The sequence below is a fragment of the Nocardioides bruguierae genome, assembly GCF_023656415.1.
Taxonomy (GTDB): domain Bacteria; phylum Actinomycetota; class Actinomycetes; order Propionibacteriales; family Nocardioidaceae; genus Nocardioides; species Nocardioides bruguierae.
Genome location: NZ_JAMOIL010000001.1, coordinates 235,629 through 259,778, shown reverse-complemented (window position 1 = coordinate 259,778; position 24,150 = coordinate 235,629). Strand labels below are relative to the sequence as shown.

General features: G+C 74.0%; 23 protein-coding genes. 3 read left to right on the top strand and 20 right to left on the bottom strand.

Going from position 1 to position 24,150, the window contains the following annotated elements; genetic code table 11:
• Positions 1–22: 22 nt before the first annotated feature.
• The 14 genes from M8330_RS01270 to M8330_RS01205 form a co-directional block, all read right to left on the bottom strand.
• Positions 23–1,627 carry an ABC transporter permease gene (locus M8330_RS01270; protein WP_250825861.1) on the bottom strand — a complete coding sequence of 535 codons (1,605 nt, stop codon included), beginning with the start codon at positions 1,625–1,627 and terminating at the stop codon, positions 23–25.
• The gene (locus M8330_RS01265) at positions 1,624–2,628 is read right to left on the bottom strand and encodes an ABC transporter ATP-binding protein (protein WP_250825860.1); all 1,005 of its coding nucleotides are present in this window, start codon (positions 2,626–2,628) and stop codon (positions 1,624–1,626) included. Before M8330_RS01265 ends, M8330_RS01270 begins: the two co-directional genes overlap by 4 nt.
• 61 nt (positions 2,629–2,689) lie before the next feature.
• Positions 2,690–3,343, bottom strand: a complete 654-nt coding sequence (locus tag M8330_RS01260; RefSeq protein WP_250825859.1) for an acVLRF1 family peptidyl-tRNA hydrolase — start codon at positions 3,341–3,343, stop codon at positions 2,690–2,692.
• Positions 3,333–3,833, bottom strand: a complete 501-nt coding sequence (locus M8330_RS01255) for an ASCH domain-containing protein (RefSeq protein WP_250825858.1) — start codon at positions 3,831–3,833, stop codon at positions 3,333–3,335. The genes M8330_RS01260 and M8330_RS01255 overlap by 11 nt, the downstream gene beginning before the upstream one ends.
• Positions 3,834–4,029: 196 nt before the next feature.
• The gene (locus M8330_RS01250) at positions 4,030–4,434 is read right to left on the bottom strand and encodes a metal-sulfur cluster assembly factor (RefSeq protein WP_250052052.1); all 405 of its coding nucleotides are present in this window, start codon (positions 4,432–4,434) and stop codon (positions 4,030–4,032) included.
• A gap of 5 nt (positions 4,435–4,439) precedes the next feature.
• The gene (gene sufU / locus M8330_RS01245) at positions 4,440–4,922 is read right to left on the bottom strand and encodes a Fe-S cluster assembly sulfur transfer protein SufU (RefSeq protein ID WP_250825857.1); all 483 of its coding nucleotides are present in this window, start codon (positions 4,920–4,922) and stop codon (positions 4,440–4,442) included.
• A complete protein-coding gene (locus tag M8330_RS01240; protein ID WP_372490071.1) occupies positions 4,922–6,193 on the bottom strand; it encodes a cysteine desulfurase in 1,272 nt (423 codons plus the stop codon). The genes sufU and M8330_RS01240 overlap by 1 nt, the downstream gene beginning before the upstream one ends.
• Before the next feature lie 127 nt (positions 6,194–6,320).
• Complete coding sequence (gene sufC / locus M8330_RS01235; RefSeq protein ID WP_250052048.1) at positions 6,321–7,079, bottom strand: Fe-S cluster assembly ATPase SufC; 759 nt, start codon at positions 7,077–7,079, stop codon at positions 6,321–6,323.
• Positions 7,080–7,173: 94 nt separating this feature from the next.
• Positions 7,174–7,536 (bottom strand): non-heme iron oxygenase ferredoxin subunit, encoded by a 363-nt coding sequence (locus tag M8330_RS01230; protein ID WP_250825856.1) that lies wholly within the window; start codon positions 7,534–7,536, stop codon positions 7,174–7,176.
• Complete coding sequence (gene sufD / locus M8330_RS01225; protein ID WP_250825855.1) at positions 7,533–8,717, bottom strand: Fe-S cluster assembly protein SufD; 1,185 nt, start codon at positions 8,715–8,717, stop codon at positions 7,533–7,535. The genes M8330_RS01230 and sufD overlap by 4 nt, the downstream gene beginning before the upstream one ends.
• A gap of 52 nt (positions 8,718–8,769) precedes the next feature.
• Positions 8,770–10,188 (bottom strand): Fe-S cluster assembly protein SufB, encoded by a 1,419-nt coding sequence (sufB, locus tag M8330_RS01220; RefSeq protein WP_250052042.1) that lies wholly within the window; start codon positions 10,186–10,188, stop codon positions 8,770–8,772.
• A complete protein-coding gene (locus M8330_RS01215; protein WP_250825854.1) occupies positions 10,185–10,931 on the bottom strand; it encodes a helix-turn-helix transcriptional regulator in 747 nt (248 codons plus the stop codon). The genes sufB and M8330_RS01215 overlap by 4 nt, the downstream gene beginning before the upstream one ends.
• A gap of 128 nt (positions 10,932–11,059) precedes the next feature.
• Complete coding sequence (locus M8330_RS01210) at positions 11,060–11,455, bottom strand: hypothetical protein (RefSeq protein WP_250825853.1); 396 nt, start codon at positions 11,453–11,455, stop codon at positions 11,060–11,062.
• Entirely contained in the window at positions 11,448–11,825 is a 378-nt protein-coding gene (locus tag M8330_RS01205) for a hypothetical protein (RefSeq protein WP_250052036.1), read from the bottom strand. Before M8330_RS01205 ends, M8330_RS01210 begins: the two co-directional genes overlap by 8 nt.
• A gap of 97 nt (positions 11,826–11,922) precedes the next feature.
• Between M8330_RS01205 and M8330_RS01200 the strand changes: the two genes are divergently transcribed.
• From M8330_RS01200 to M8330_RS01190, 3 genes are read left to right on the top strand one after another with little or no spacing between them, the layout of a single operon-like run.
• Positions 11,923–12,999: an ABC transporter ATP-binding protein gene (locus M8330_RS01200; protein WP_250825852.1), complete on the top strand. Its 1,077-nt coding sequence runs from the start codon at positions 11,923–11,925 to the stop codon at positions 12,997–12,999.
• Positions 12,996–13,814: an ABC transporter permease gene (locus M8330_RS01195; RefSeq protein ID WP_250825851.1), complete on the top strand. Its 819-nt coding sequence runs from the start codon at positions 12,996–12,998 to the stop codon at positions 13,812–13,814. Before M8330_RS01200 ends, M8330_RS01195 begins: the two co-directional genes overlap by 4 nt.
• A gap of 5 nt (positions 13,815–13,819) precedes the next feature.
• On the top strand, positions 13,820–14,743 hold the full coding sequence (locus tag M8330_RS01190; RefSeq protein ID WP_250825850.1) for a COX15/CtaA family protein: 924 nt from the start codon (positions 13,820–13,822) through the stop codon (positions 14,741–14,743).
• Here M8330_RS01190 and M8330_RS01185 read toward each other — a convergent pair.
• The 6 genes from M8330_RS01185 to M8330_RS01160 form a co-directional block, all read right to left on the bottom strand.
• Entirely contained in the window at positions 14,713–15,942 is a 1,230-nt protein-coding gene (locus tag M8330_RS01185; RefSeq protein WP_250825849.1) for a glycosyltransferase family 4 protein, read from the bottom strand. The two genes, M8330_RS01190 and M8330_RS01185, sit on opposite strands and share 31 nt — an antisense overlap.
• Complete coding sequence (locus M8330_RS01180) at positions 15,939–16,925, bottom strand: glycosyltransferase family 2 protein (RefSeq protein ID WP_250825848.1); 987 nt, start codon at positions 16,923–16,925, stop codon at positions 15,939–15,941. The genes M8330_RS01185 and M8330_RS01180 overlap by 4 nt, the downstream gene beginning before the upstream one ends.
• Complete coding sequence (locus M8330_RS01175) at positions 16,922–17,710, bottom strand: polysaccharide deacetylase family protein (protein ID WP_250825847.1); 789 nt, start codon at positions 17,708–17,710, stop codon at positions 16,922–16,924. The genes M8330_RS01180 and M8330_RS01175 overlap by 4 nt, the downstream gene beginning before the upstream one ends.
• Complete coding sequence (locus M8330_RS01170) at positions 17,707–18,714, bottom strand: glycosyltransferase family 2 protein (RefSeq protein WP_250825846.1); 1,008 nt, start codon at positions 18,712–18,714, stop codon at positions 17,707–17,709. Before M8330_RS01170 ends, M8330_RS01175 begins: the two co-directional genes overlap by 4 nt.
• A 325-nt stretch (positions 18,715–19,039) precedes the next feature.
• A complete protein-coding gene (locus M8330_RS01165; RefSeq protein WP_250825845.1) occupies positions 19,040–21,634 on the bottom strand; it encodes a hypothetical protein in 2,595 nt (864 codons plus the stop codon).
• Positions 21,631–24,150, bottom strand: a complete 2,520-nt coding sequence (locus tag M8330_RS01160; protein ID WP_250825844.1) for a hypothetical protein — start codon at positions 24,148–24,150, stop codon at positions 21,631–21,633. The genes M8330_RS01165 and M8330_RS01160 overlap by 4 nt, the downstream gene beginning before the upstream one ends.

Below are 24,150 nucleotides of genomic sequence, written 5' to 3'. Positions count from 1 at the left end.
TGGCGTGCGTGGGAGAGCGCGCTCAGCCGACGTCGCGGCGCCGGAACGCCAGCTGCCCGGCGGCGGAGGCGAGCGCGGCGAGACCCAGCACGACCACGACGGGGGCCGCGTCGAACGACTCGGCGGGCACCAGCGGCAGGTGATCGAACGGGGACAGCGCGGTCAGCCAGCCGGGCAGCCGGAGCAGCTCTCCGAAGAAGAGCACCACGACGGCCAGCCCGAGCGGCGCCCACGCCAGACCCGACCGCCGCGGCAGCACCCCCAGCACCAGGCGGGCCAGCCCCGCCAGCAGCAGCACCCCGGCACCGGGCACCAGCGCCGGCAGCACGTACTGCGCCCAGGCGCCGGCCTCGCCGGTGACCAGCGCGTAGCCGATCCCGATCCCCAGACCGCCGGCCACGACGACGGCGAGCGTGCCCAGCACGGTGACCAGGACCGAGGCACCCGCCCAGCGCCCGCGGGAGAGGCCGGCCGCGAGCAGGGTCTCCGCCCGGCCGGCGGTCTCCTCCCCGCGCAGCCGCAGCGCCGAGGAGACCGCGAAGCCGGCGCCGATCAACGCCATCATCACCAGGCTCGTGGCGTAGAACGCGTCCGTCAGCGCCTCGGGCGTCGCCACCCCCAGGCCCTGGGTCATCATCTCCGACGAGGCACCGCCCTCCCCCAGCAGCGAGTCGACGTCGTCGCCGATCGACCCGTAGGAGAGCCCGGTCAGGAACAGGCCGGCGCACCAGGCCAGGACCCCGCCCCGCTGGAGCCGCCAGGCCAGCCCCACCGGGCCGGCGAGCGTCCGCCCGGCGCGAGCCGAGCCCGGACGGGTCGCCCACAGGCCGGAGCCGATGTCCCGGCGCTCCAGCAGGGCCGCCGACGCGACGACCGCCAGGACGAGCAGGCCCACCGTCAGCAGCAGCGGCCACCAGCGCAGCCCCGAGAAGGCGTGCGTGGCCTGGTACCAACCGATGGGCGAGAACCAGGACAGGGTGCCACCGCCGACGTCCCCCACGGCCCGCAGGGCGTAGGAGGCACCCAGGACGACCGCCACCAGCCCGCCCGCCGCGCGGTTGCTGGTGGTCAGCTGCGCGGCCACCAGGGCGAGCGCCGCGAACGCCGAGCCGGTGAGCGCGAGGCCCGCCCCGAGCGCGACGGAGTCGGCGACGGCCAGCGGGAACACCACCAGGGAGAGGGCCACGAGGACGCCGGCGAGGACGTTGGCCCCCACCGCCACGGCGAGGGCGGCGGCCGGCGGCGCCCAGCGTCCCACCGCCGCGGCCCGGACCAGCTCGTCGCGGCCCTGCTCCTCCTCGGCGCGGGTGTGCCGCAGCACGACGAGGGCGCTCATCAGGTCGGCAGCCAGTGCCCCGAAGGCGGTGGCCTGCCAGGTGACCTGACCGCCGATCGTGTTCAGCGCCCGGGCCGGGCCGGCCATCGCGACGAAGGCGCTGTTGGCCCCCATCGCGGCCGCGGCGGCGTCGAACTCCTCCTGCGTCGCGTACAGGCCGTCGATGGCCGGGCCCTGGCTGCCGTAGAGCAGCGCGATGCCGGCCGCCCACAGCGGGATCATCACCCGGTCGCGCCGCAGGTCGGCGCGCACCAGGGTGCCGAGGCCCCGCAGCGCCTCCCGCGGGCTCACCGCGCTCGCCTGTCCCGGTGGGCGCTCCGGTGCCGGCCCTGCCGTCCGTCCCCCTCCCGGGGCTCGGACGGGGCGGGGTCGCCGTAGTGGCGCAGGAACAGCTCCTCCAGGGTCGGCGGCTGCGCGGTGAGCGCCCGGACGCCTGCCGCGGTCAGCAGCGGCAGGGCCGCGCCCAGCCGGGCGGTGTCCACCTCGCAGCGGACCCGCACCCCGGTGCCGGTGCCCGTGTCGCCGCCGCTGTCGCCCACCAGCGGCTCGCTGGTCAGGTCGAGGACGCCGGCCAGGTCGCCGAGCCCACGCGGGAGGGTGTCGAGGTCGGCCACCACGGAGGTGCGGGTCAGGTGGCGCAGTTCGGCCAGGCTCCCCGACTCGACCGTCCGCCCGCCCCGCACGATGCTGACGCGGTCGCACAGGCGCTCGACCTCGGCCAGGATGTGGCTGGAGAGCAGCACCGTGCCCCCACGCTCACGGAACGCCTCGACGTGCCGCTGGAACTCGGCCTCCATCAGCGGGTCCAGGCCCGACGTCGGCTCGTCCAGCACCAGCAGCTCCGCGTCCGCGGCGAGCGCCGCCACCAGCGCGACCTTCTGCCGGTTGCCCTTGGAGTAGCTGCGGCCCTTCTTCGTCGGGTCCAGGTCGAACGCGTCGACGAGGGCGTCGCGCCGCGCCGGGTCGAGCCCGCCGCGCAGCCGCCCGAGCAGGTCGATGGCCTCGCCGCCCGTGAGGTTCGGCCACAGCGCCACGTCCCCCGGCACGTAGGCCAGGCGACGGTGCAGGGCCGGCGCCTGTCGCCACGGGTCGCCGCCGAGCAGGCGCACCTCCCCGGCGTCCTTGCGCAGCAGGCCCAGCAGCACCCGGATGGTCGTGGACTTGCCGGAGCCGTTCGGCCCGAGGAAGCCGTGCACCTCGCCGGCCCGCACCCGCAGGTCCAGCTCGTCGAGCGCCCGGAACCGGCCGAACGTCTTCACCAGGCCGGCCACGTGGATGACGTGCTCGCTCACGCCCCCACGCTAGACCTCCGCGGCCGCCTGCGGGGGTCGGTCGGGGACCGGGCTGGACGGCTCAGCCGTTGTGCACGACCACCTGCAGCGCGGCCGCGTCGACCACGGCTCGGTCGAGGACGTCGCGGCGGGGGTCGGGCACGTCGAGGAAGCGCTCGTCGACCACGACGCCGGCCACCGCCGCGTCCGGGTGCGCGGACCCGAGCCGCAGGTCCTCCAGGACCTCGCCCACGATGGCCCGGTCGCCGCCGGTCACCAACGGACCGACCAGGCCGTCGAGCACCCGCGCCGCGTGGCCCGCCGCGGCCTCCCCTGCGACGCGAGCCTGCGCGTCCCGGCGCCGCGCGAACCGCTGCTGCGACCAGCCGCCCGCCTTCGTGCGGCCCTGGACGTGCCGCTGGCCGACCTTGCTGGCGACCACCGCGCCGTCGCGCACGAGCGCGACCGCGAAGCCGCCGCGCCGCACCAGCAGGACACCGCGGTCCGCGCGCGCCAGGGCGCCCGCCTGCGCGGCGACGTCCGCCGCGTCGGGCGCCGTCGCCTCGTGACCTCCGGGCAGGGCGACGCGGCACCACGCCCCGTCCGGGGCGCGCCCGACGAGGACGCCGGCGTCCAGGTCGAACGCGGGGTCCCCGTGGCGGCGGGCGAAGTTCTCGAGCCAGCGGGGCAGTCGCTGCGCGGGCAGCAGCAGCGTGGTCGCCCCGTCAGTCGGCACGGTGCACGACGCGGAAGGACTCGAGGACGACCTCGGTCTCGGGCCGCAGGTCGTCGGGGTGCTCCACCAGGTCGGCGCGGCGCGCCGCCAGCCACTCCTCCCGCGAGGCCTCCCCCGGCATCTCGGCGGCCACGTGGGCGTCGGGGACGTCGGCCAGGGCGACGACCTGCACGTCGTCGGTGGCGAGCAGGGCCACCGGCCTCATCTCGTGGTCCAGGAGCACCGACAGGGAGCCTGGCTGAGGCAGGTCGTCGGGCTCGTGGTCGCTGAGCAGGGACGTCCCGGCCGTCACCAGGCCACCCACCACCTCGGCGGTGTGCACGCGAGCCTCCTCGTCGTCCCCGAACGACCAGCACGGCGGACGGAGCATCTCGAGCGTGGACGGGCCGAGGTAGTTCGGGACGGTGCTGCCCAGCCGGGCGTGGACGCGCGCCACGTCCCAGAAGGCTTGCAGGAGAGCGTCGTCCGGGCCGGCCGCGTCGTCGGTCATGGGGTGAGCCTAGGGACGCCTCCGGAACGCCGCCGCCCGCCGACCGGGTGGTCGGCGGGCTGTTCTCAGCCGAGGCCGGGCGACGTGCCTGACGCGATCCGGGTCTCGAGCCGCGGTCACCGTCTCGCAAGCTCGACGGTGCGCTTCCTCGACCTCTGCGCGTGCTGACGTCCCTCGTTCCTCGGGACGTCAGCGCTCAGACGTTGAAACCGAGGGCGCGCAGCTGCTCGCGGCCGTCCTCGGTGATCTTGTCCGGGCCCCACGGCGGCATCCAGACCCAGTTGATCGCGACGTCGTTGACGATGCCCTCGAGGGCGGCGTCGGTCTGGTCCTGGATCACGTCGGTCAGCGGGCAGGCCGCGGAGGTCAGCGTCATGTCGACGACGACGTTGGAGCCCTCGTCGACGTGCACGCCGTAGACCAGGCCCAGGTCGACGACGTTGATGCCGAGCTCGGGGTCGACGACGTCCTTGAGGGCCTCGACGACCTCGTCCTCGGACACGGGCGAGGTGCCCGGCGCGGCGGCGCCGGTCGCCTCGGGGACCTCGGGCAGGTCGCCGTGGTCGGGGGCGGTGGCCTCGGTGGTGGCGTTCTCGGTCATCTCTCTCAGCCCTCCTGGGTCGAGGTGGTGGTGGCCGGCTCGGGGAGCGTCCCCAGCGACTGGGCGGTGGCGTCCTTCCAGGCCATCCAGGCCAGGAGCGCGCACTTGACGCGGGCGGGGAACTTGGAGACGCCGGCGAACGCGATGGCGTCCTCCAGGACCTCCTCGTCCGGCTCGATGGTGCCCTTGGACTGCATGAGCTCGAGGAAGGTCTGGTGCACGCCAAGCGCCTCCTCCACGGACTTGCCGATCAGCAGGTCGGCGAGCACGGAGGTCGACGCCTGGCTGATCGAGCACCCGACCGCGTCGTAGGAGACGTCGGCGACGGCGCCGTCCTCGAGGTGCACGCGCAGGGTCAGCTCGTCCCCACAGGTCGGGTTCACGTGGTGGACCTCGGCCTCGAAGGGGTCGCGCAGGCCCTGGTGGTGCGGGTTCTTGTAGTGGTCCAGGATGATCTCCTGGTACAGGGCGTCCAGCTCGCTGCTCATCAGTTGTCCAAGCGGAAGTAGGAGCGGGTGTATTCCACGGCGTCGACGAGGGCGTCGATCTCCGCGGGCGTCGTGTAGAGGTACGAGGACGCGCGGGTCGAGCTCTGCACGCCGTACTTCTCGTGCGCTGGCCGGGCGCAGTGGTGGCCGGCCCGGACGGCGACGCCGCGGGTGTCCAGCACCGTCATCACGTCGTGCGGGTGCACGCCCTCGATCTCGAAGGAGACGGCACCGCCGCGGCGGGTGACGTCCAGCGGGCCCAGGACCTTCAGGCCCTTCACGCTCGCCAGGCCCTCCAGGGCGTAGCCGGTGATGGCCTGCTCGTGCGCGTGCACTGCCTCCATGCCGAGGGCGGAGAGATAGTCGACCGCGGCGCCGAGGCCGACGGCCTCGACGATCGGCGGGGTGCCGGCCTCGAACTTGTACGGGATGCCGGCGTAGGTGGAGCCGGTCATCCGCACCGTCTCGATCATCTCGCCGCCGCCGAGGAACGGGGGCAGGGCCTCGAGCAGCGCGCGGCTGCCCCAGAGCACGCCGATGCCCGTGGGGCCCACGACCTTGTGGCCGGTGAAGACGAGCGCGTCGGGCCGCTCCTCGGCCGGCATGGCGGCCAGGTCGATGGGCAGCTGCGGGGCCGCCTGGCTGGCGTCCACCACGACCACGGCGCCGACCTCGTGGGCCCGGCGGGCGATCTCACCGATCGGGTTGACGGTGCCGAGCATGTTCGAGACCCAGGTGAGGGTGACGACCTTGGTCCGCTCGGTGATGAGGCGGTCCATGTCGGAGAGGTCGAGGTAGCCCTGCTCGTCGAAGGTGAACCACGCCAGCTCCGCACCCGTGCGCTCGCAGAGCATCTGCCACGGGACGATGTTGGAGTGGTGCTCCATCTCGGTCGTCACCACGAGGTCGCCTTCGCCGACCTGCAGGTCGCCCTTGAGGCCGAGCGTCGTCGCCACGAGGTTGAGCGCCTCGGAGGCGTTCTTGGTGAAGACGATCTCGTCCCGGCTGGGAGCGCCGAGGAACGACGCGACCTTGTCGCGCGCACCCTCGAAGGCCTCGGTGGCCTCGGCACCCAGCATGTGCATCGCCCGCGCCACGTTCGCGTTGTGCCGCTCGAGGTGGTCGACCATCGTGTCGATGACGACCTGCGGCTTCTGCGAGGTGTTGGCGCTGTCGAGGTAGACCAGCGGACCGCCACCCGGGGTCGTCCGGGTGAGGATCGGGAAGTCCTTGCGGACGACCTCCAGGTCAGGCAGCAGACCCTCGATCATGTGGATCTCCTAGTGGGGTGAAGTGCGACGACGTGGTGCGAGGTGTGGTGCCGGGCAAGGCGGAGGCGCGAAGGCGGCCTTGGAGCGGAGCGGGCCGTCGAGCGTCGACAACGCCGCCCGGCGCCGCTCATCGCGACACGGCGGTGTACTTCTCGTAGCCGTTGGCCTCAAGCTCCTCGGCGAGCTCGGGGCCGCCGGACTCGGCCACGCGGCCGTCGACGAACACGTGCACCACGTCGGGCTTCACGTACCGCAGGATGCGCGTGTAGTGCGTGATGAGCAGCAGGCCCTTGTCCTCGCGCGCCGAGAAGCGGTTGATGCCGTCGGAGACGACCTTGAGGGCGTCGATGTCGAGGCCGGAGTCGATCTCGTCGAGGATCGCGATCTTCGGGTCGAGCAGGTCCAGCTGGGCGATCTCCGCGCGCTTCTTCTCACCACCGGAGAAGCCCTCGTTGACCGAGCGGGAGGAGAACTGCGGGTCGAGGTTCATCTGCTCGAGCGCGCCGTTGACGTCCTTGACCCAGGTGCGCAGCTTGGGGGCCTCGCCGTCGAGGGCGGTCTTGGCGGTGCGCAGGAAGTTCGCCATGGACACGCCGGGCACCTCGACCGGGTACTGCATGGCCAGGAACATGCCGGCGCGGGCGCGCTCGTCCACGCTCATCGCCAGGACGTCCTCGCCGTCGAGCGTCACGGTGCCGCCGGTGATCGTGTACTTGGGGTGACCGGCGATCGAGTAGGCGGTGGTCGACTTGCCCGAGCCGTTGGGGCCCATGATCGCGTGCGTCTCGCCGGCCTTGATGGTCAGCGTGACGCCCTTGAGGATCTCCTTGGGGCCGTCCTCGGTCTCGACCGAGACCTGCAGGTCCTTGATCTCCAGGGTGCTCATTGATGTCTCTCTTTCGCGGGTTCTCGCGGTGCTGCGTGCGGGTGTGCGCTCACTGCGAGCGCCGGGTGCGTGTGTGGGGTGGGCGGTGGCCGGGTCAGTCCGGCCGGACGCCGTTGAGGGTGGTGGCGACGTCGACGTAGACGACCTGCTGGCCGTCCTCGTCGCGGACCTCCGTGCGGAAGGTCGCCACGGGGGACGTGGCGGGCAGGCCGCTCGGGGCGCCGCTGCGCATGTCGAAGCGGGAGCCGTGCAGCCAGCACTCGATCTCGCAGGCCCCGTCGGGGCCGGCCTCGACGTCGCCCTCGCTCAGCGCGACGGCGGCGTGGCTGCACAGGTCCTGGATCGCCAGCACGGCGTCGCCGTCCCGGGTCAGCGCGAGGGTGTACTCCTCGACGTCGACCGCGAGCGCCTCCCCGGAGGGGACCTCGGCGAGCGTGCAGGCGCGGACCAGGCTCATCGCTGGTTCAGTCCGCTCGTCACGGTCTTGGCCAGCTCGGCCTCGACCGTGTCGGTCAGGCGCTCCTCGAGGGAGGGCACACCCACCTTGCGGATCAGGTCGACGAAGAAGCCGTGCAGGACGAGACGGCGGGCCTCGGTCTCGGAGACGCCGCGGCTCTTGAGGTAGAAGAGCTGCTCGTCGTCGAAGCGCGCGGTGGCCGACGCGTGGCCGGCGCCCTCGATCTCGCCGGTCTCGATCTCCAGGTTCGGCACGGAGTCCGCCTGGCAGCCGTCGGTGAGGACGAGGTTGCGGTTCTCCTCGTAGGTCTCGATGCCCTCGGCGACCTTGCGGATCAGGACGTTGCCGATCCACACGGTGTGGGCACCGGTGCCCTGGAGCGCGCCCTTGTAGTTGACGTTGCTCTTGGTCTTCGGCGCGTTGTGGTCGGCGAAGAGCCGGTGCTCGAGGTGCTGGCCGGCGTCGGCGTAGTACAGGCCGAGCAGCTCGGCCTCGCCGCCGGGGCCCGCGTACTCGACGTTGGCGTGCAGCCGCACAACGTCGCCGCCGAAGGAGATCGAGGCGTGCTTGACGCTCGCGTCGCGCCCCACGCGGATCGAGTCGCGGCCCAGGTGCACGGCGTCGTCGGCCCAGTCCTGGAGGGAGAGCACGGTGACCTTGGCGCCGTCGCCCACGAGGAACGTGGAGATGGCGTTGTAGCGGGCCGAGCCCTCGTGGACCAGCACGACGGTGGCCTCGCTGTGCGCGCCGAAGCGGTAGATCATCCGGCCGTGGACGAGGTCCTCGACCGTGGCGCCCGAGAGCCGGAGCACGATCGGCTCCTCGACCCGCGTGTCCGCGGGCACGTCGAGCAGCGTGGCCGTGCCGGAGAGCGAGGCGGCCAGGGCGGCGGGCCGCTCGTTCGGGGGCAGCTCGAGGCCGCGGGCCTCGTCGGCGGAGATCTCGGTCAGGTTCGCACCCGCGGGGATCGTGGTGTCCCAGGTCAGGTGGGCGTCCGAAGCCTCACCGTCCAGCAGGCCCCGCAGGCGCTTCAGCGGGGTGAAGCGCCAGACCTCCTCGCGCCCGGTGGGCAGCGGGTGGTCGGCGAGGTCGTAGGACGGCGGCGGGTTGAGGTGGGACTCGACCCGGTCGGACTCGAGCGCGGCCGCGACGGTGTCGCGGGCAGCATCGGTGACGGTCACTGCAGTTCTTTCTGGTCGTGAGCGAGGAGGGGCGTACGTGGGAGGGCCGGCGTCAGCCGACCGCGCCCTCCATCTGCAGCTCGATGAGGCGGTTCAGCTCCAGCGCGTACTCCATCGGGAGCTCCTTGGCGATGGGCTCGACGAAGCCGCGGACGATCATCGCCATGGCCTCGTCCTGCTCCATGCCGCGCGACATGAGGTAGAAGAGCTGGTCGTCGGAGACCTTCGAGACGGACGCCTCGTGGCCCATGGAGACGTCGTCCTCGCGGATGTCGACGTACGGGTAGGTGTCCGAGCGGCTGACCTGGTCGACCAGCAGCGCGTCGCACAGCACGTTCGACTTCGAGCCGTGCGCGCCCTCGTTGACCTGGATCAGGCCGCGGTAGGAGGTGCGGCCGCCGCCGCGGGCGACGGACTTGCTCAGGATCGAGGAGGACGTGTGCGGCGCCGCGTGGACCATCTTCGCGCCGGCGTCCTGGTGCTGGCCCTCGCCGGCGAACGCGATGGAGAGCGTCTCGCCCTTGGCGTGCTCGCCCATCAGGTAGATGGCGGGGTACTTCATGGTGACCTTGGAGCCGATGTTGCCGTCGACCCACTCCATGGTGCCGCCGGCCTCGCAGGTCGCGCGCTTGGTCACCAGGTTGTATACGTTGTTCGACCAGTTCTGGATGGTCGTGTAGCGGCAGCGGCCGCCCTTCTTCACGACGATCTCGACGACGGCGGAGTGCAGGGAGTCCGACTTGTAGATCGGCGCGGTGCAGCCCTCGACGTAGTGCACGTAGGCGTCCTCGTCGACGATGATCAGCGTCCGCTCGAACTGGCCCATGTTCTCCGTGTTGATGCGGAAGTAGGCCTGGAGCGGGATGTCCACGTGGACGCCCTTGGGCACGTAGATGAACGAGCCGCCGGACCACACGGAGGTGTTCAGCGCGGAGAACTTGTTGTCGCCGACGGGGATGACGGTGCCGAAGTACTCCTTGAAGAGCTCCTCGTGCTCGCGCAGGCCCGTGTCGGTGTCGACGAAGATGACGCCCTGCTCCTCGAGGTCCTCGCGGATCGAGTGGTAGACGACCTCGGACTCGTACTGGGCCGCGACGCCGGCGACGAGGCGCTGCTTCTCTGCCTCGGGGATGCCGAGCTTGTCGTAGGTGTTCTTGATGTCCTCGGGCAGGTCCTCCCAGCTGGTGGCCTGCTTCTCGGAGGAGCGCACGAAGTACTTGATGTTGTCGAAGTCGATCGCCGACAGGTCCGAGCCCCACGTGGGCATGGGCTTGCGGTCGAACAGCTTCAGGCCCTTGAGGCGCAGGTCGAGCATCCACTGGGGCTCGTTCTTCTTGCCCGAGATGTCGCGGACGACGGCCTCGTTGAGGCCGCGCTGCGCGGAGGCGCCGGCCACGTCCGGGTCGGCCCAGCCGAAGTCGTAGCGGCCGATGCCCTGCAGCTCGGGGTTGAGCTCTTCGATGGAGGTCATGAGGTGACCTGCTTCCTTTCGTCGGACGGGCGGGAGTACGCGGAGGCCTGCGAGGCCTGTGGGAAGGACGGCGCGGCGGGTGGTTCGGGGATGCAGGTGGTGCAGACGCCGTCGCCGTGGGCGATGGTCGCCAGCCGCAGGACGTGCCGCTCGAGGACGCGGCTGATCGCCGCCGTCTCGGCCTCGCACAGCTGCGGGAACTCGTGGGCCACGTGGGAGACCGGGCAGTGCTGCTGGCACAGCTGCTCCCCCGTCGCGGCCGGGGCGGGCACGTCGCGCACGGACGCGGCGTAGCCCTGCTGGCTGAGCACCAGGGCGAGCACCTCGGCCGGGGTGGCCTCGGGGTGCTCGGTCATCGTGTCCTCGAAGTTGTCCTCGATGAAGGACACCCGCTGCTCGGCGAAGGCGCGCACGGCGTCGTCCCCGCCGGTCTCGGCGAGGAACCGCAGCGCCTGCACGGCCAGGTCGTCGTAGCCGGAGGCGAAGCCCTCACGGCCCTGCTCGGTGAGGGCGAAGACCTTGGCCGGACGGCCACGGCCGCGCGAGCCCACGGTGCGGGGCTCGCGGGGCTCCACGGCGCCGTCCGCCTGGAGCGCCTCGAGGTGGCGTCGCACGGCCGCAGGGGTGAGCCCCAGCTCGCTCGCCAGGGCTGCCGCCGTCTGCGGGCCCCGGGCGAGCAGCGTCGAGGCCACGCGGCGTCGCGTGCTCTGCTCCTGCTTCTGCTCGGTCCCGGTGAATTCCACAACGTCAGTGTGCCGTTAATGCTCGCGGGGCTTCAAGGAAGGCTCCCCTAACCTGTCGCGGGCGTGCCAGGCGGCGTCCTCACGCGATCTTCACGGCCTGCCCGTCGGGGTGCCGCCGGCGCGGACCGTCAGCGCCGGCTGCGCAGCCAGGCGAGTCCGAGGAACGGCAGGACGAGGGGCAGGAACCCGTAGCCCTGGCCGAAGTGCGACCAGACGGTCTTGTCGGGGAACAGCTGCGGCTCCAGGTACGTGAGCGTGCCGATCCCGAGCACGCCCACCAGCTCGATGCTGACCGCCACGAGGGCCACCACCCGGGCACGTCGCCCGCCGAGCAGGAGGCAGACGGTGGCGACGAGGTAGAGGACCGCTGCGACCAGGGACAACGTGTAGGCCAGCGGCGCACGGCCCGGCTCCATCCCGAGCTGGACGGCCGAGCGACCGGTGGCGGCCAGGGCGAAAAGGCCGTACAGGGCGACCAGGAGCCGCCCGGGCCCGGTGGAGAGGGTGGTGCGCTGCTCAGGCACCGGCCACCGCCGCGACGTCCCAGAGGGCCTCGAGCCGCAGCTCGCACGCCGCGACCGTCAGCACGGCGACGAGCAGCACCGCGGTGCCCCAGCGGCTGCGCTCCACCAGGGCGAGCGCCGCGCCGACCGGCACGACGGCCACCGTGGTGAGCAGGTACGCGACGAAGGTCACGCCCTCGACGGGGCGGTCGGTGGCGCCCAGCGCCACGAAGCCCACGACCATCTGCACGACCAACAGCACCAGCAGCGCGCCGAGGAGCACGAAGTAGGCATCGCTCGGCGGGTGCTGGGCCCGCACGATCATCACGACCGTCCACACGGCGGCCGCCAGGCTGAGGGCGAGCACCGGCGCCACGATCCACGTTGTCACGACCAGGGAGCCTAGGGGCGTGGGCGACGCCACGCACGACGCCGGGTCGCCGGCCACGGGTTGGGGCCCGCGTGCTGCCCGCTCCTACACTCGACCCGTGCCCCACCCTGCCGGCGCCGACGCCGGACCGTCCCACCGCCCGGCCGCGTCCTCGCCGGTGTCCTCCCCGGTGTCGTCCCCCGCCACGTCGGCGGGCCTCGGACCGGCCCTGGAGGTCCGCGACCTCTCCATGACCTACGGCAGCACCCGGGCCGTGGACGGTCTCTCGCTCGAGGTGCCGCGCGGGTCGATCACCGCGGTGCTGGGCCCCAACGGCGCGGGCAAGACCACGACCCTGGAGACGTGCGAGGGCTACCGCCGTCCGCAGGCGGGCAGCGTGCGCGTGCTCGGGCTCGACCCCGTCGCCGACCGCCGTGCCCTCCTGCCGCGCATCGGCGTCATGCTCCAGTCCGGCGGCGCCTGGTCGGGGGTGCGTGCGGAGGAGATGCTGCGCCACGTCGCGCGCCTGCACGCCCGCCCGCTGGACCAGGCGATGCTCTCGGAGCGCCTGGGGCTGGCCGAGTGCGGGCGCACGCCCTACCGCCGGCTCTCCGGTGGCCAGAAGCAGCGGCTGGCCCTCGCGGTGGCCGTCGTGGGTCGTCCGGAGCTCGTCTTCGTGGACGAGCCCACCGCCGGCATGGACCCGCAGGCGCGTCGCGCCACCTGGGAGCTGCTCGAGGAGCTGCGCGGGGACGGCGTGACCGTCGTCCTCACCACGCACTACATGGACGAGGCGGAGCGGCTCGCCGACGTCGTCCACATCATCGACCGCGGCCGGCTGGTGGCCACGGGCACGCCCAGCGAGCTCACCCGGGGCGGCCGGGTCTCCACGCTGCGCCTCGTGCTCGAGCGCCCCGTGCCCGAGGGCGCGCCGCAGCGACTGGCCGCCGAGCTGGACGCCACGCTCCAGGTGCTCGACGCCACGTCGCTGGTGCTCACCGGGCCGGCCGACTCGACCACGCTCGGCCGCGTGGCCGCCTGGTGCGAGCAGCACGACGTGGTGCCCGTGCAGCTGAGCCTGGGCACCCGCTCCCTCGAGGACGCCTTCCTGGAGCTCACCGGGCGCGACTCGGCGGAGCCGGGCGGCGAGCCCCTGCCTGCGGGCACCGACGGCTCCGTGGAGGTGGCCCGATGAGCGAGCAGCTGAGCCAGTCGTCGAACGAGCAGGACGTGACCGCGCGCGGCACGTTCCGTCCCGAGCCCGGCGCGGCCCCCTGGGGCCGGCAGGTGCTCGCCCAGGCCTCGATGGAGGCCCGGCTCCTGCTGCGCAACGGTGAGCAGCTGCTGATCGCCGTCGTGATCCCCGTGGTGGTGCTCGTCGGCGGGGTGCTGGGTGCCGAGCGGGTGGGCCTCACCTTCGACCAGCCGGTCGCCGACGTCCTCACCCCGGGCGTCCTGGCGCTCGCGGTGATGTCGACGTCGTTCACCTCGCTGGCCATCGCCACGGGCTTCGAGCGTCGCTACGGCGTCATCAAGTGGCTGGGGGCCTCTCCCCTGCCGCGCTCCGGCCTGCTGGCCGGCAAGGTCCTGGCCCTGCTGGTGGTCGAGGTGCTCCAGGTGCTCGTGGTCTCCGCGGTGGGGCTCGCCCTGGGCTGGCGACCGGAGCCGGGCGCCGTCGGGCTGCTGGGCGCGCTTCTCGCCGCGGTGCTGGGCACGGCCGCGTTCGCCTCCCTCGCCCTGGCGATGGCGGGCTCCCTGCGCGCCGAGGCGACCCTGGCCGGCGCCAACCTCGTCTACCTGCTGCTGATGGCCGGCGGGGCCGTCGTCCTGCCCGCCTCCGCGTACGGCGGGGTGGGCGACGTGGTCGCCTGGCTGCCGTCGGGCGCGCTCGGCGAGGCGCTGCGCGCCGGCCTCCTGCACGGCACGATCGATGCCGCCAGCCTGCTCGTGCTGGCGGCCTGGACCCTGGTCGGCACCGTGGTGACCGCCCGCACCTTCACCTGGGAGTGACCCCGATGAGCAACCCCGACGTCGTCCCCGCCGGTCGCCTGCGCACCATGCGACGGGCCGCCTGGGCCTCGATCGTCGCCAACGCGGTGATCGTCGTGACCGGTGGAGCCGTCCGCCTCACGGCCTCGGGGCTCGGTTGCCCCACGTGGCCGAAGTGCACCTCGACGAGCTTCACGCCCGAGGCGCACCTGCACGGCATCATCGAGTTCGGCAACCGACTGCTCACCTACGTGCTCGTGGCGATCGCCATCTGGGCCTTCGTCGCGGCCTGGCGCACCGCACGCCGCGACCTGCGCAAGATCGCGTTCCTGGCGGCGCTGGGCATCCCGGTCCAGGCCGTCCTGGGCGGCATCACCGTGCTCACCGGGCTGACCTGGTGGGTGGTGGGCGCCCACATGATCCTCTCGATGATCCTGATCGGGCTCTCCGTCCTGCTCCTGCACCGGACCTACAGCACCTCGGCCCCGCGGCGTGGCCCTGCCGTCGTCCTCGCGTGGATCGTCCTCGCGGCTGCCGCCCTGGTGATCGTGCTGGGCGTCGTGGTGACCGGAGCCGGGCCCCACGCCGGCGACGCCGACGTGCCGCGCAGTGGCCTCGACACCCTCCAGGTCTCCCAGCTGCACGCGGACGCGGTGTTCCTCTACATCGGCCTCACCGTCGGCCTGCTGCTCCTCCTGCTGGCCACGGGCGCGCCTCGGGCCTCGGTGCGGGCCGCCTGGTGGCTGATCGGGGTGCAGCTGGCGCAAGCGGTGATCGGGTTCGTCCAGTACTTCACCGGAGTGCCCGAGGTGCTGGTCGGGGCGCACATGGCCGGCACGACGATGGTCGCGGGCTGGACGACGTGGCTGCTGCTCCAGGTGCGCCAGCCCCCCCGAGAGCCGCGGGGCGACGAGCCGGTTCAGGACCTGGCCGCCACCACGTCCGCGTAGATCTGGGAGAACCGGTCGGCCACGCTGCCCTGGCGGTAGCGGACGACCTCGCGCTCCGCGGCCTCGGCGAGGCGGGCCCCCAGCGCCGGCTCGTCGAGCAGGCGCCGGATCGCGTCGGTCAGGCCGGCCGCGTCCCCGGTGCGGACCACGAGGGCCGACTCCTCGTGGGTCACCATGTCGGCGATGCCGCCCTGCCGGGTCGTCACCAGCGGGGCGCGCAGGGCCATGGCCTCCAGCACGGTCGTCGGGCAGGGGTCGGGCCACTCGCTGGGCAGCACGGCGGCGCGGGCGTGCCGGAAGCCGGACACGACCCGGTCGTGGGTCCAGCCGTGGTCCACGAGCACCCCGGGCGGCAGGGTGCCGAGGTCGGCGTCCGGTCGTCCGACCATCACCAGGGACGGCTTGTCCGCGCCCACGGTGCCGGGCAGGCGTCGCCACGCCTCCAGCAGGGTGTGCACGCCCTTCTGCTCGGAGAGGTCGCCGGCGAAGAACAGGTAGTCGCCGCCGGGCAGGGCCGGGTCCCTGTCCACCGGGGCGTCGGCGGCAAGGTCGTCCGGCACGAAGTTCGGCACGACCTCCCAGTCGACCCCCTGCTCGGAGAGCCGGTTCGCCTCCCCGACGAAGGTGCTGACGGGCGTGAACAGGTCCACCGACCGGCGTCGCACCGGCAGCCCGGCCCGCACCATCGCGTAGATCGCCTGGCCCCGCCCCTGCCCGTAGTGGCCGGGCGCGCAGGACAGGCAGCGCCGCGGGGACGGGCCCGGGCACACCTCGCCCTCGTACACCAGGCGCTTGGTGGCGCACACGTGGCTGTAGTCGTGCAGCGAGTGCACCAGCGGGATCCGGTGGGCGGCCGGCACGGCGAGCCAGCTGTTGATGATCCAGTTGTGGCTGTGGGCCACGTCGGGTCGGACCTCACGGGCCAGGCGCGCCAGGCCACGCACGGTGAACGGGTCGGGCACCGGCAGCGCCAGGGGCCGGTCGGCGGTCGGGTAGAGCGCGGGGACGCGGGAGCCGGTGTGCTCCAGCACGTGCACGGTGACGCCGTCGTCCTCCTGCGGGGCCCCGCGGTCGGTGCCGAGCGTGGCGACGTGGACGTCGTGCCCTCGTGCGGCCAGGGCGGTGGCGAGGTTGCGCACGTGCCGCTCCTCGCCCCCGATGACGGGCGGGTAGAACTGCGCCAGCAGCAGGACCCTCACGCGCGACCGCCCCGCAGCCGCCGGCCGTCGACCTGTGCACGCCCCATGCCCGCGAGGACGGCCAGGGCACCCACCACCAGGCCCAGGGCACGCGGCCGGGTCTCGCGGTGCAGCGCGGCGGCGAGCACCGAGCGCGGCAGGCGGGCCGCGAACGCCCGCTCGTCGCCGAGCGCGGCGCCCGCGACGAGTCGCGAGAGCCGTACCTTCTGCACCCCCTCGCTGAAGCACCGGTCCCAGAAGAAGCGCCAGGTCAGCCGGTCACCGGGCACGTGGTGCCGGATGACCGCGTCCGGGTGGTAGGCGAAGGTGCCACCGGTGCGCGCGGAGGCGCGCAGGCAGAACTCCGCCTCCTCTCCCCCGCCGCTGACGCCGGCGCGGTGGCCGAGGTCGGGGTCGAAGCCGCCGACGGCCAGGAAGACGTCGCGCCGCAGCGCCGCGCAGCCCCCGTAGACGTTTCGCACCCGCGTGCAGCGCGTCGGCTGACCGGCGAAGCTGAGGCCCACCGTCCAGAGGAACTCCTCGGGCAGCCAGTCGGGGCGCGGGGAGTCCCACAGCCCCGCGGAGCGGCCGCTGACGCCGAGCACGTCGTCCTCGGCCAGGGGCTGCAGGAGGTGCTCCACCCAGCCCGGGTCCGCGACGGCGTCGTCGTCGAGGAAGACCACGACGTCGGTGTCCAGCGCCTGCGCCCCCCGGGTGCGGGCCACCGAGACCCCGTGGTTGGCACCCAGGCCCTCCACGCGCTCGCGCGGGAGGCGGGCGCGCACGAGGTCGCGGAGGTCGTCGGTGCCGTCCACCATCACGAGCACCTCGTCCACCGTGGCCGTCTGGGCCCGGACGGAGGCGACGGCGGCCGTCACCTGGTCCAGGCGAGCGGCGTCGTGGGTGCACACCAGGACACCGACCGTGCCCACGGGTCGGGGCCGCCCCGGCTGGGGTGCGGACGCGCTGGTGGTGTCGTCCTCGACGCGGCTGCTGGTCGTCATGTCAGGTACCTCCCGGTGGCGCTGTGCACGGCGCGCCGGGTCCACCGCCAGGGTGGGCGCGCCACCTGCTTGAACCGGGCGGAGAGGCCGGGAGTCCCGGCGTCTCGCACCCGTGCCAGCAGCCCCTCCGGTTTGTCGTCGGGGCCGACCAGCAGGCGACTGACGGCCAGCGGGTCCTCCCCCGCGGGGCTCACCCGGTGACCGATGGCGCACGCACTCTCGTACCCGGCTGCGTGCACACCCATTCTCACCCGTCCGTCGTGGTAGCCGTGCGGGTAGGCGAGGGAGCGCACCTCCTGCCCGGTGGCGTCCTGCAGCACCCGACGGCTCTCGGCCACCTCGCGGGCGGTGCGGGCCGCGGGCTGCGCGTCGAGGGGCACGTGGACGGCGGCGTGGCTGCCGATCTCCACGTCGGGCTCCGCCCCCAGTCGCGCGACCTCGGGCATCCCGAGCAGGCGCAGGTCCCCCGCGTCCGCCAGCCAGCCGGGGGCGCCACCGAGCTCCCGGGTCGGCACGTACAGGGTGCTGGCGGCACCGACGCCGCGCAGCACGGGGAGCGCGTGCTCCACGTAGTCGGTGTAGCCGTCGTCGACGGTGACCGCCGCGGCCGCGACCCCCTGGTCACGGAGGGCCAGCGCGTGCGTCAGCCCCGTGAGGGCGTAGCCGGCGCCCCGCAGGGCCGCGAGCTGCTCGGCGAGCAGGCCGGGCGGCACGCAGAGCTCGCGCAGCGCGGCGGGCACGTGTCCGCCGACCGAGTGGTACATCAGCACGGGCAGGTCCGTCACGAGGCACCTCCGGCGGGGAGCCTGCCGAGACGCCCGGCCAGCCCGAGCCGCGCCCGGGCGTACCCGAGGGAGGCCAGGGCGAGCGAGACCACGATCCCGGCCGCGGCGGACCAGCCGGCGGGGTCGCCGCGCAGACCTCGGCCGAGACCGGCCAGCACGCCGCGAGGCAGCACCGAGGCGACGTAGCCCCACTCGGTCTCGGTGGCGCGGTGGTCGCCGACGCGGGCGGCCATCGCGGCCTTCGAGACACCCTCCAGGAGGCTGCGGTGACGCAGGTAGGACCAGGCCACGCGGTCGCGGGAGACGTGGTGGTGCACCCGGGCCCGCGGCTCGAGCAGGATGCGCCCGCGCCCGTGCCGGTCCGCCATGCGGATGCACAGCTCCGTCTCCTCGCAGCCCAGCGGGAAGGTGTCCACCCGGCCGGCCGTCTCGTCGAAGCCACCGACCTCGCGCAGCACCTGGGTGCGCACGCTCATGTTGCAGCCCCAGAGGTTGCGCACCGGGGAGGTGCGGGTCGGCATCCCGCGGTACGTGCAGCCCACGACCCACCACAGCTCGGGCGCGAGCTGGGGCGGCGCGTCCCCGTCGGGCCAGACCGGCTCGGCGTGCCCGCCGACCGCCTCGATCGTGGAGTCGGTGTACGGAGCGAGGAGGTGCTCGAGCCACGCGGGCTCGGGCACCGCGTCGTCGTCCAGGAAGACGGTGACGGGCGTGTCGACGAGGGCCGTGCCCGTGTTGCGGGCCCCCGAGGCGCCCCGGGCACCGGTGTTCGGCACGACCACGACCTCGCACCCCTCCTGCGACGCGGGACGTGCCAGGGCCGCTCGGGCGCGCTCCAGCAGGGCGTCGTTGTGGTCGATCACCAGGACGTAGCGCGCCGCGGGCCGCGTCTGGGCGTCCACGCCCGCGAGGCCGGCGACGACCTGGTCCCAGCGCCTCTCGGTGTAGGCGCAGACGACGACGGTGGCGTCAGGCAGCCCCGCCGCTGCCGGCCGGGCGCTCACTGCGCACCCGCCCGAGCAGTCGGAGCAGGAAGACCCGGCACTCGCAGAGACCGCAGTCGCTGCCGGCCCGGTAGTGCTGGTGCACACTGCGCGGGTGACCGCAGCGGCAGCTGATCGTGGCCGCTGCGGAGCGCAGCGCGTGGCCGGGGCGGAACGCCATCTCGGCTACCTCCAGGGGGGACGAGCCGCGACTGGACGGTCCGACGTTCGTGCTGGTCGGGCCGGGCGGGGACCCAGGCGGCGCTTGAGAGTAGCAAGCGAGTCTCCTCGAAGGGGTAGGAACGCGCGGAGTCGTCCCAGGTGGGAGCGGTCGGCGGGCCGAGGGTCACGACTCGTCCCCCGTGCCGGTGCCGGAGTCGGTACCGGTGTCGTCCAGGAGATCCTGGCGGCCCTGCGTCCAGGTGCGCAGCGCGGCGTAGGTCCGGTTGGTGGTGCCCTGGTCGTCGAGCAGGGTCCACGAGGCGGGGTTCCACGGGGTGGGGTTCAGGTAGTACCAGGAGAACCCCACGACGTACGGGGTGCAGGTGGCGATGCCGAGCGCCTGGGCGACGTAGTCGGCGCGGGTGGCGTCGTCGGTTCCCCGGACGTCGTCGTGGTCGCTGGTGCTGTAGCCGAACTCGCCCACGTACAGACCGAGGTCGTCGTCGCCGTGTGCCACCAGCACCCGCCACACGTCGCGGTACCCGGCGAACGTGTCGTCGTAGGCGCCGAACGTGCCGGTCAGCGGCGCCGAGGCATCGACGGCCTCGGGCGCGTCGTCACCGGGCCAGGGGTGCACGCCGACGAGGTCGAAGGGACGCTCCCCCGGGCCGAGCGCGCGGTAGACCCGGCGCAGGAAGCCGATGTCGTTGCCGCCGAGCCCGCCGGAGATGATCGTGAGGTCGGGCGCGACCCGGCGGAGCACCTGCGAGGTCTGCGTCAGGAGGCGCGCGTAGGCGCGGGGCGAGGGGCCCGTCGTCCAGAACTCCGGCGTGTCCGGCTCCGACCAGACCTCGACGTAGGTGGCCCGGCCGGTGAGGTGCTCGGCCGCCGCGGCCACGAACGAGCGCCACCGGCGCAGCTCGGCCGGTGTGGTGGGCGCCCGCCACCGGGCCTCGGCGTCGCTCAGCGTGCCGTCGCCCACGGCCCAGGACGGCGAGCCGGTGAGGACCACGCGGACCTCGAGCCCGGCGGCCAGGGCGCTGTCGACCACCTCGTCCACGGCCGCCCAGCGCCGTGCGCCCCGGCTGGGCTCGACGGCCTGCCGCGCCACGGCAGTGGAGACGACGTCGGCGCCGGCGTCGGCGGCCGCGGCGACGAGGGCGTCGACCTGCTCGGGATCGAGCACGGGGTCGGAGGCGTCGCCGGTGGCGGCCTGCACCCCCAGGTCCAGCAGCGGGCCCGGCCGCGCCGCGGTGGGCATGCAGGTGCTCAGGGTGGTGCCGGCGGTCCCGGTGCCGCCGTCCGCGACGTCGTCGGAGGGCGCGCGGACGCTGCGGACGCCGATGCCGACGACCACGAGGAGCAGGACGAGCGTGAGGACCCCGAGCAGGATGGTGGTGGTGCGCAGGCTCACGGCGCCGCGCTCGGCGTGCGCCTCGCCCGTTTCGCCGGACGTCCCGCCACCACCGGCGCGGGCCGCCAGCAGGCGCCGGGGCGAGGGAGCGACCCACGGGGAACCGCCCAGCGTGCGCCGCACGAGCGGCGCGGCGAGGAGGGCCTCGAGGACCATGGCGGCGATCCAGCCGAGCGCGACCCCGTCGGCGCCGTGCAGCAGGCCACCGATGACGGCTCCCGTCAGCTCCAGCACGAGGGCGACCACGGCCAGGCGGGAGGCGAGGGTGAAGCACTCCTGGGTGCGGAGCAGTGCGACGAGGTGGTCCTTGACGACCATCCAGAGGCCGGCCGGCACCAGCAGCGCGAGCAGGTGGGCCGACTCCTCGGCGTACGTCGGCCCGAACAAGGACATCACCGGACGCCCCAGGAGCCAGGCGCCGGCGACGAGGCAGGCGCTGAGCAGCAGCCCGGCGGGCAGGGTGGTGCCGATGCTGCGGCGCAGCGCCGCCTCCCCGGCGTCCGCGCCGTGGGCGAACAGCGCGACGGCGAGCAGGTACGGCGGCAGGAAGGCGAAGCCGGCTGCCAGCCAGGCGATCGCGAAGGCCGCGTTGTCGCGCGGGAGCAGCACGACGGCCGCGACCACGGGCACGAGCTGCGTGGCGGCCGCGACCGCGACGTTCAGCACCTGGTGGTGCGCGGCGGCGGCCGCGTAGCCGCGCAGGTCGGCCAGCAGCCCGGGGCCGGAGCCCGCCCGCTCGCGCGGCAGCACCCGCCACAGCACGACGGCGACGGAGAGCACGATGGGTGCGACCCAGCAGACCTGCAGCACCAGCTGGTCGCGGACCCCGGCCAGCACGAGCACGGCGGCCACCGGGAAGCGGGAGCCGGCGGCCAGGAGGTTGCGCCAGACCTGCACTGACGAGCGACCCAGCCCGAGGCTGGACTCGTCGACCACGACGCCGCAGGCGGCCGCGGCCACGCCCACGACGAAGACCACCAGGCCGGCCACGGGCTCGAGCGCGGCGCGCAGCGTCGGCCCCAGCAGGCCGGCGCGCGCGGCGAGCCCGACGGCGAGCGCCAGTGAGGCGCCCACCGTGGCGGCCACCAGGACGCCGCGCAGCAGCAGGGCGCGCTGGCGCCCGGGGACGAGGCGGGGCAGCTCGGCGATGAGGAGGGTGCCGAGGCCCAGGGAGACGAGCGAGCCCAGGAGCGTCTGGGTGTTGATCGCACCCGAGGCGGTGCCCACCGAGTCGGCGGGCACCACGCGCGCCACGACCACCCAGAACAGCAGGCCGAGGCCGGTGCCGACCAGCTGGGCGGTGAGCAGCGAGCGGAACGGCGCCAGCACGCCGTGCTCACGCCGGGGGGTGTCCGTGGTGCTCATGAGGCTCCCCCCTCGTCCGAGGTGCCCGAGGTGCCCGAGGTGCTCGCGCTGCTCGAGGCCGTGGGGGCGGGCTGCAGGTCCTCGTCCAGGAGGGCGTGCCGCGCGCTGAGGGCGGCGAGGGTGCCGGCACCGACGAGCAGGACGACGGCCAGGCCGCCCGCGACCAGGCCCGGGAGCCGCTCGCGCCAGGGCGCTGCCGGCTCGGCAGGCGGGTCGCCGCGACCGGCACGCAGCAGGATCGCTGCGAGCGCCAGCAGCAGGAGCACGAGGGCACCCTGCACCGGCGGGTACCCGCCGACGGAGCCGAGGAGGCCCACGACGACGGCGACGGGCAGGACGAGCGTCGCACCCACCAGGTGGGAGCGGCGCGGGTGCCGCAGCACGGTGAGCAGGTAGCGGCGGCGCCACCAGGCCAGGACCGCGGCGCCGAGCAGGACGAGGCCGCTCTGGAGCAGGTCGGCGTCGCCGGGCAGGCCGGGGTCGGCGCGGTCGGCGAAGGTCGCGTCCTCGCCACGCAGGGAGCGGACGTCGTAGACGACCACGTCGCCGTCGTCGTAGACCACGTCGAAGCCCTCGACGCCGCGGAACTTCGTCAGCATCTGGCGGTTGGGCTGCTGGGCGTCGTCGCCGTAGCTGGCGCCGGCCTCGAAGTAGGCGTTGGAGAGGACCTTCTGCCCGATGATGCGCTCGTCGACCACGAGGAAGTCGACGTCGTTGTCGGTGAGCAGGTCGAGCACCTCGTCGTCGACGCTGGTGTCGATGAAGACCGGGGTCATGTTGTCGCCGCCGGACTGCTTGGTGACGGCGTCCACGGGAGCGAAGTCGGGGATGACCCGGTCGAGGGTGAGGTCGGAGACGATGCGCGAGCCGGCGGGCAGGTAGCGGCCGGCCCACCGGGCCACGGCCACGGTGCCCGCGTCCACCGAGCGCTGCTCGGCGCCTGCGAGGTACGGGCCCGGCACCCGCTGCCAGTCGGGTCCTCCGCCGAGCATCACGCCGCCGAGCAGCATGACCAGCACGGCCGGCACGACGAGGTTGCGCACCGACGCGAGGCGGGGCGCGACCCAGACGGCAGCCAGGACGGCGGTGCCCAGGCACACGAAGGTGGTCGCCCGGTCGGCGACCTCTGCGGCGGTCGGGAAGAACCGCACCGCGTAGAGCGCGGGGTAGACCAGCGCGATGGCGAGGAGGAGCAGGCGGGCACGCGACGGGCCCAGGAGCCGACCTCGCCAGCCCGACCACAGCGCAGGCACCAGCAGCGCCAGCCACAGCAGGATCGAGAGCGCCATGACGGCGATCTCCCACAGCGGGCTGCGGCTGCCCGAGGTGTCGGCCAGCACCTCCCGGCTGCCGGTGGAGTTGAGCGTGACCAGGTTGATCAGCTCGGAGCCGGTGGTGTCGAAGATGGGGGCCAGGTAGGTCAGCAGCAGCGGGGCCACGACCGTCGTCCACGCCGCGGCGAGCACCGTGCCCAGCTCGGCCACGACCAGCACGGTCCTGGCGCGCAGCCGTGCCGTCTCCGCGACCTGCTCGTCGGCCCGCACACGTCGTGCCTCCAGCCCGAGCAGCGCGGCGAGCGCCCACAAGGTGGCCAGCAGCAGCCAGGAGGTGAGGTGGTGCGTCACGGCGGTCGCGGCCACCGCGACCAGCGCCGTCCCGAGCAGGACGAGGCGGGGCCGGCGTGGCCCGGTGAGCACCGAGGTCTTCAGCGCCCGGAGCAGCAGCACGACGGCGGCCACGCTGAGCGCCAGCGCCGGGGTCTGGTAGGCGAACTGCGCGTTGAAGAAGTAGAACTGCGGGCTGGCCGCGTACAGCAGGACAGCGAGGCCGCCGACGAGCGAGGCAGAGCCGGGGCGCAGGGCGTCGGCGGGTGCCCAGCGCTGGGCCAGGCGGCCGACCAGGGTGCCGAGCGCGAACAGCGCGGCGACGAGGACGGCGCGCGACCCGGCGTCCACGACCCCGATGCTGACGATGGTGGGCAGCCCGGTGGTCCAGCGCACGGCCGCGGCCATCAGCACCAGGCCGGGGTAGTACGGGGAGACCGGCAGCATGGAGTTCGCGGTGAACAGGCCCTCGCCCTCCAGCAGGTCCAGCAGGGTCCGCACGTGCAGGGTCTCGTCGAACCGGGTGGCCATCACCGGGTTGGACAGGAACCAGCTCAGCCACATGGTCAGGCCCAGCAGCTGGGCGCCGGCGAACCGCTGTCGGGCGCGCAGCCCCGGTGCGGTCAGCAGCGCGCCGAACGGCACGATGATCGCCACCAGGCCCGCGTAGTACGGCACGAGCGCGAGGCCGGGGTGACCGGCCCAGCCCACCGCGTACCCGCCGGCCTGGACCGCGAGCCCGAGGGCGGCGACGAGCAGGGCGAGGCGGACCGGGGCCCGGGACACCAGCGCCCGCCACCGGCCGGTGCGGCCCACCGGGGTCCCCGGGTCCTCGGGCGACGGACCGGCACCGGGCGCCGCGGAGGCGCGACCGGGTGCCGACGAGCCGTCGGGGTTCTGCTCGTCGCTCAT

What these genes read in the sequence shown, in the direction of transcription:
- M8330_RS01255 (WP_250825858.1), bottom strand. Translation starts at nt 3,833, where the DNA reads ATGACCGACGACGCGGCCGGCCCGGACGACGCTCTCCTGCAAGCCTTC.
- M8330_RS01250 (WP_250052052.1), bottom strand. Translation starts at nt 4,434, where the DNA reads ATGACCGAGAACGCCACCACCGAGGCCACCGCCCCCGACCACGGCGAC.
- sufU (WP_250825857.1), bottom strand. Translation starts at nt 4,922, where the DNA reads ATGAGCAGCGAGCTGGACGCCCTGTACCAGGAGATCATCCTGGACCAC.
- M8330_RS01240 (WP_372490071.1), bottom strand. Translation starts at nt 6,193, where the DNA reads ATGATCGAGGGTCTGCTGCCTGACCTGGAGGTCGTCCGCAAGGACTTC.
- sufC (WP_250052048.1), bottom strand. Translation starts at nt 7,079, where the DNA reads ATGAGCACCCTGGAGATCAAGGACCTGCAGGTCTCGGTCGAGACCGAG.
- M8330_RS01230 (WP_250825856.1), bottom strand. Translation starts at nt 7,536, where the DNA reads ATGAGCCTGGTCCGCGCCTGCACGCTCGCCGAGGTCCCCTCCGGGGAG.
- sufB (WP_250052042.1), bottom strand. Translation starts at nt 10,188, where the DNA reads ATGACCTCCATCGAAGAGCTCAACCCCGAGCTGCAGGGCATCGGCCGC.
- M8330_RS01195 (WP_250825851.1), top strand. Translation starts at nt 12,996, where the DNA reads ATGAGCGAGCAGCTGAGCCAGTCGTCGAACGAGCAGGACGTGACCGCG.
- M8330_RS01190 (WP_250825850.1), top strand. Translation starts at nt 13,820, where the DNA reads ATGAGCAACCCCGACGTCGTCCCCGCCGGTCGCCTGCGCACCATGCGA.
- M8330_RS01180 (WP_250825848.1), bottom strand. Translation starts at nt 16,925, where the DNA reads ATGACGACCAGCAGCCGCGTCGAGGACGACACCACCAGCGCGTCCGCA.
- M8330_RS01165 (WP_250825845.1), bottom strand. Translation starts at nt 21,634, where the DNA reads ATGAGCACCACGGACACCCCCCGGCGTGAGCACGGCGTGCTGGCGCCG.
- M8330_RS01160 (WP_250825844.1), bottom strand. Translation starts at nt 24,150, where the DNA reads ATGAGCGACGAGCAGAACCCCGACGGCTCGTCGGCACCCGGTCGCGCC.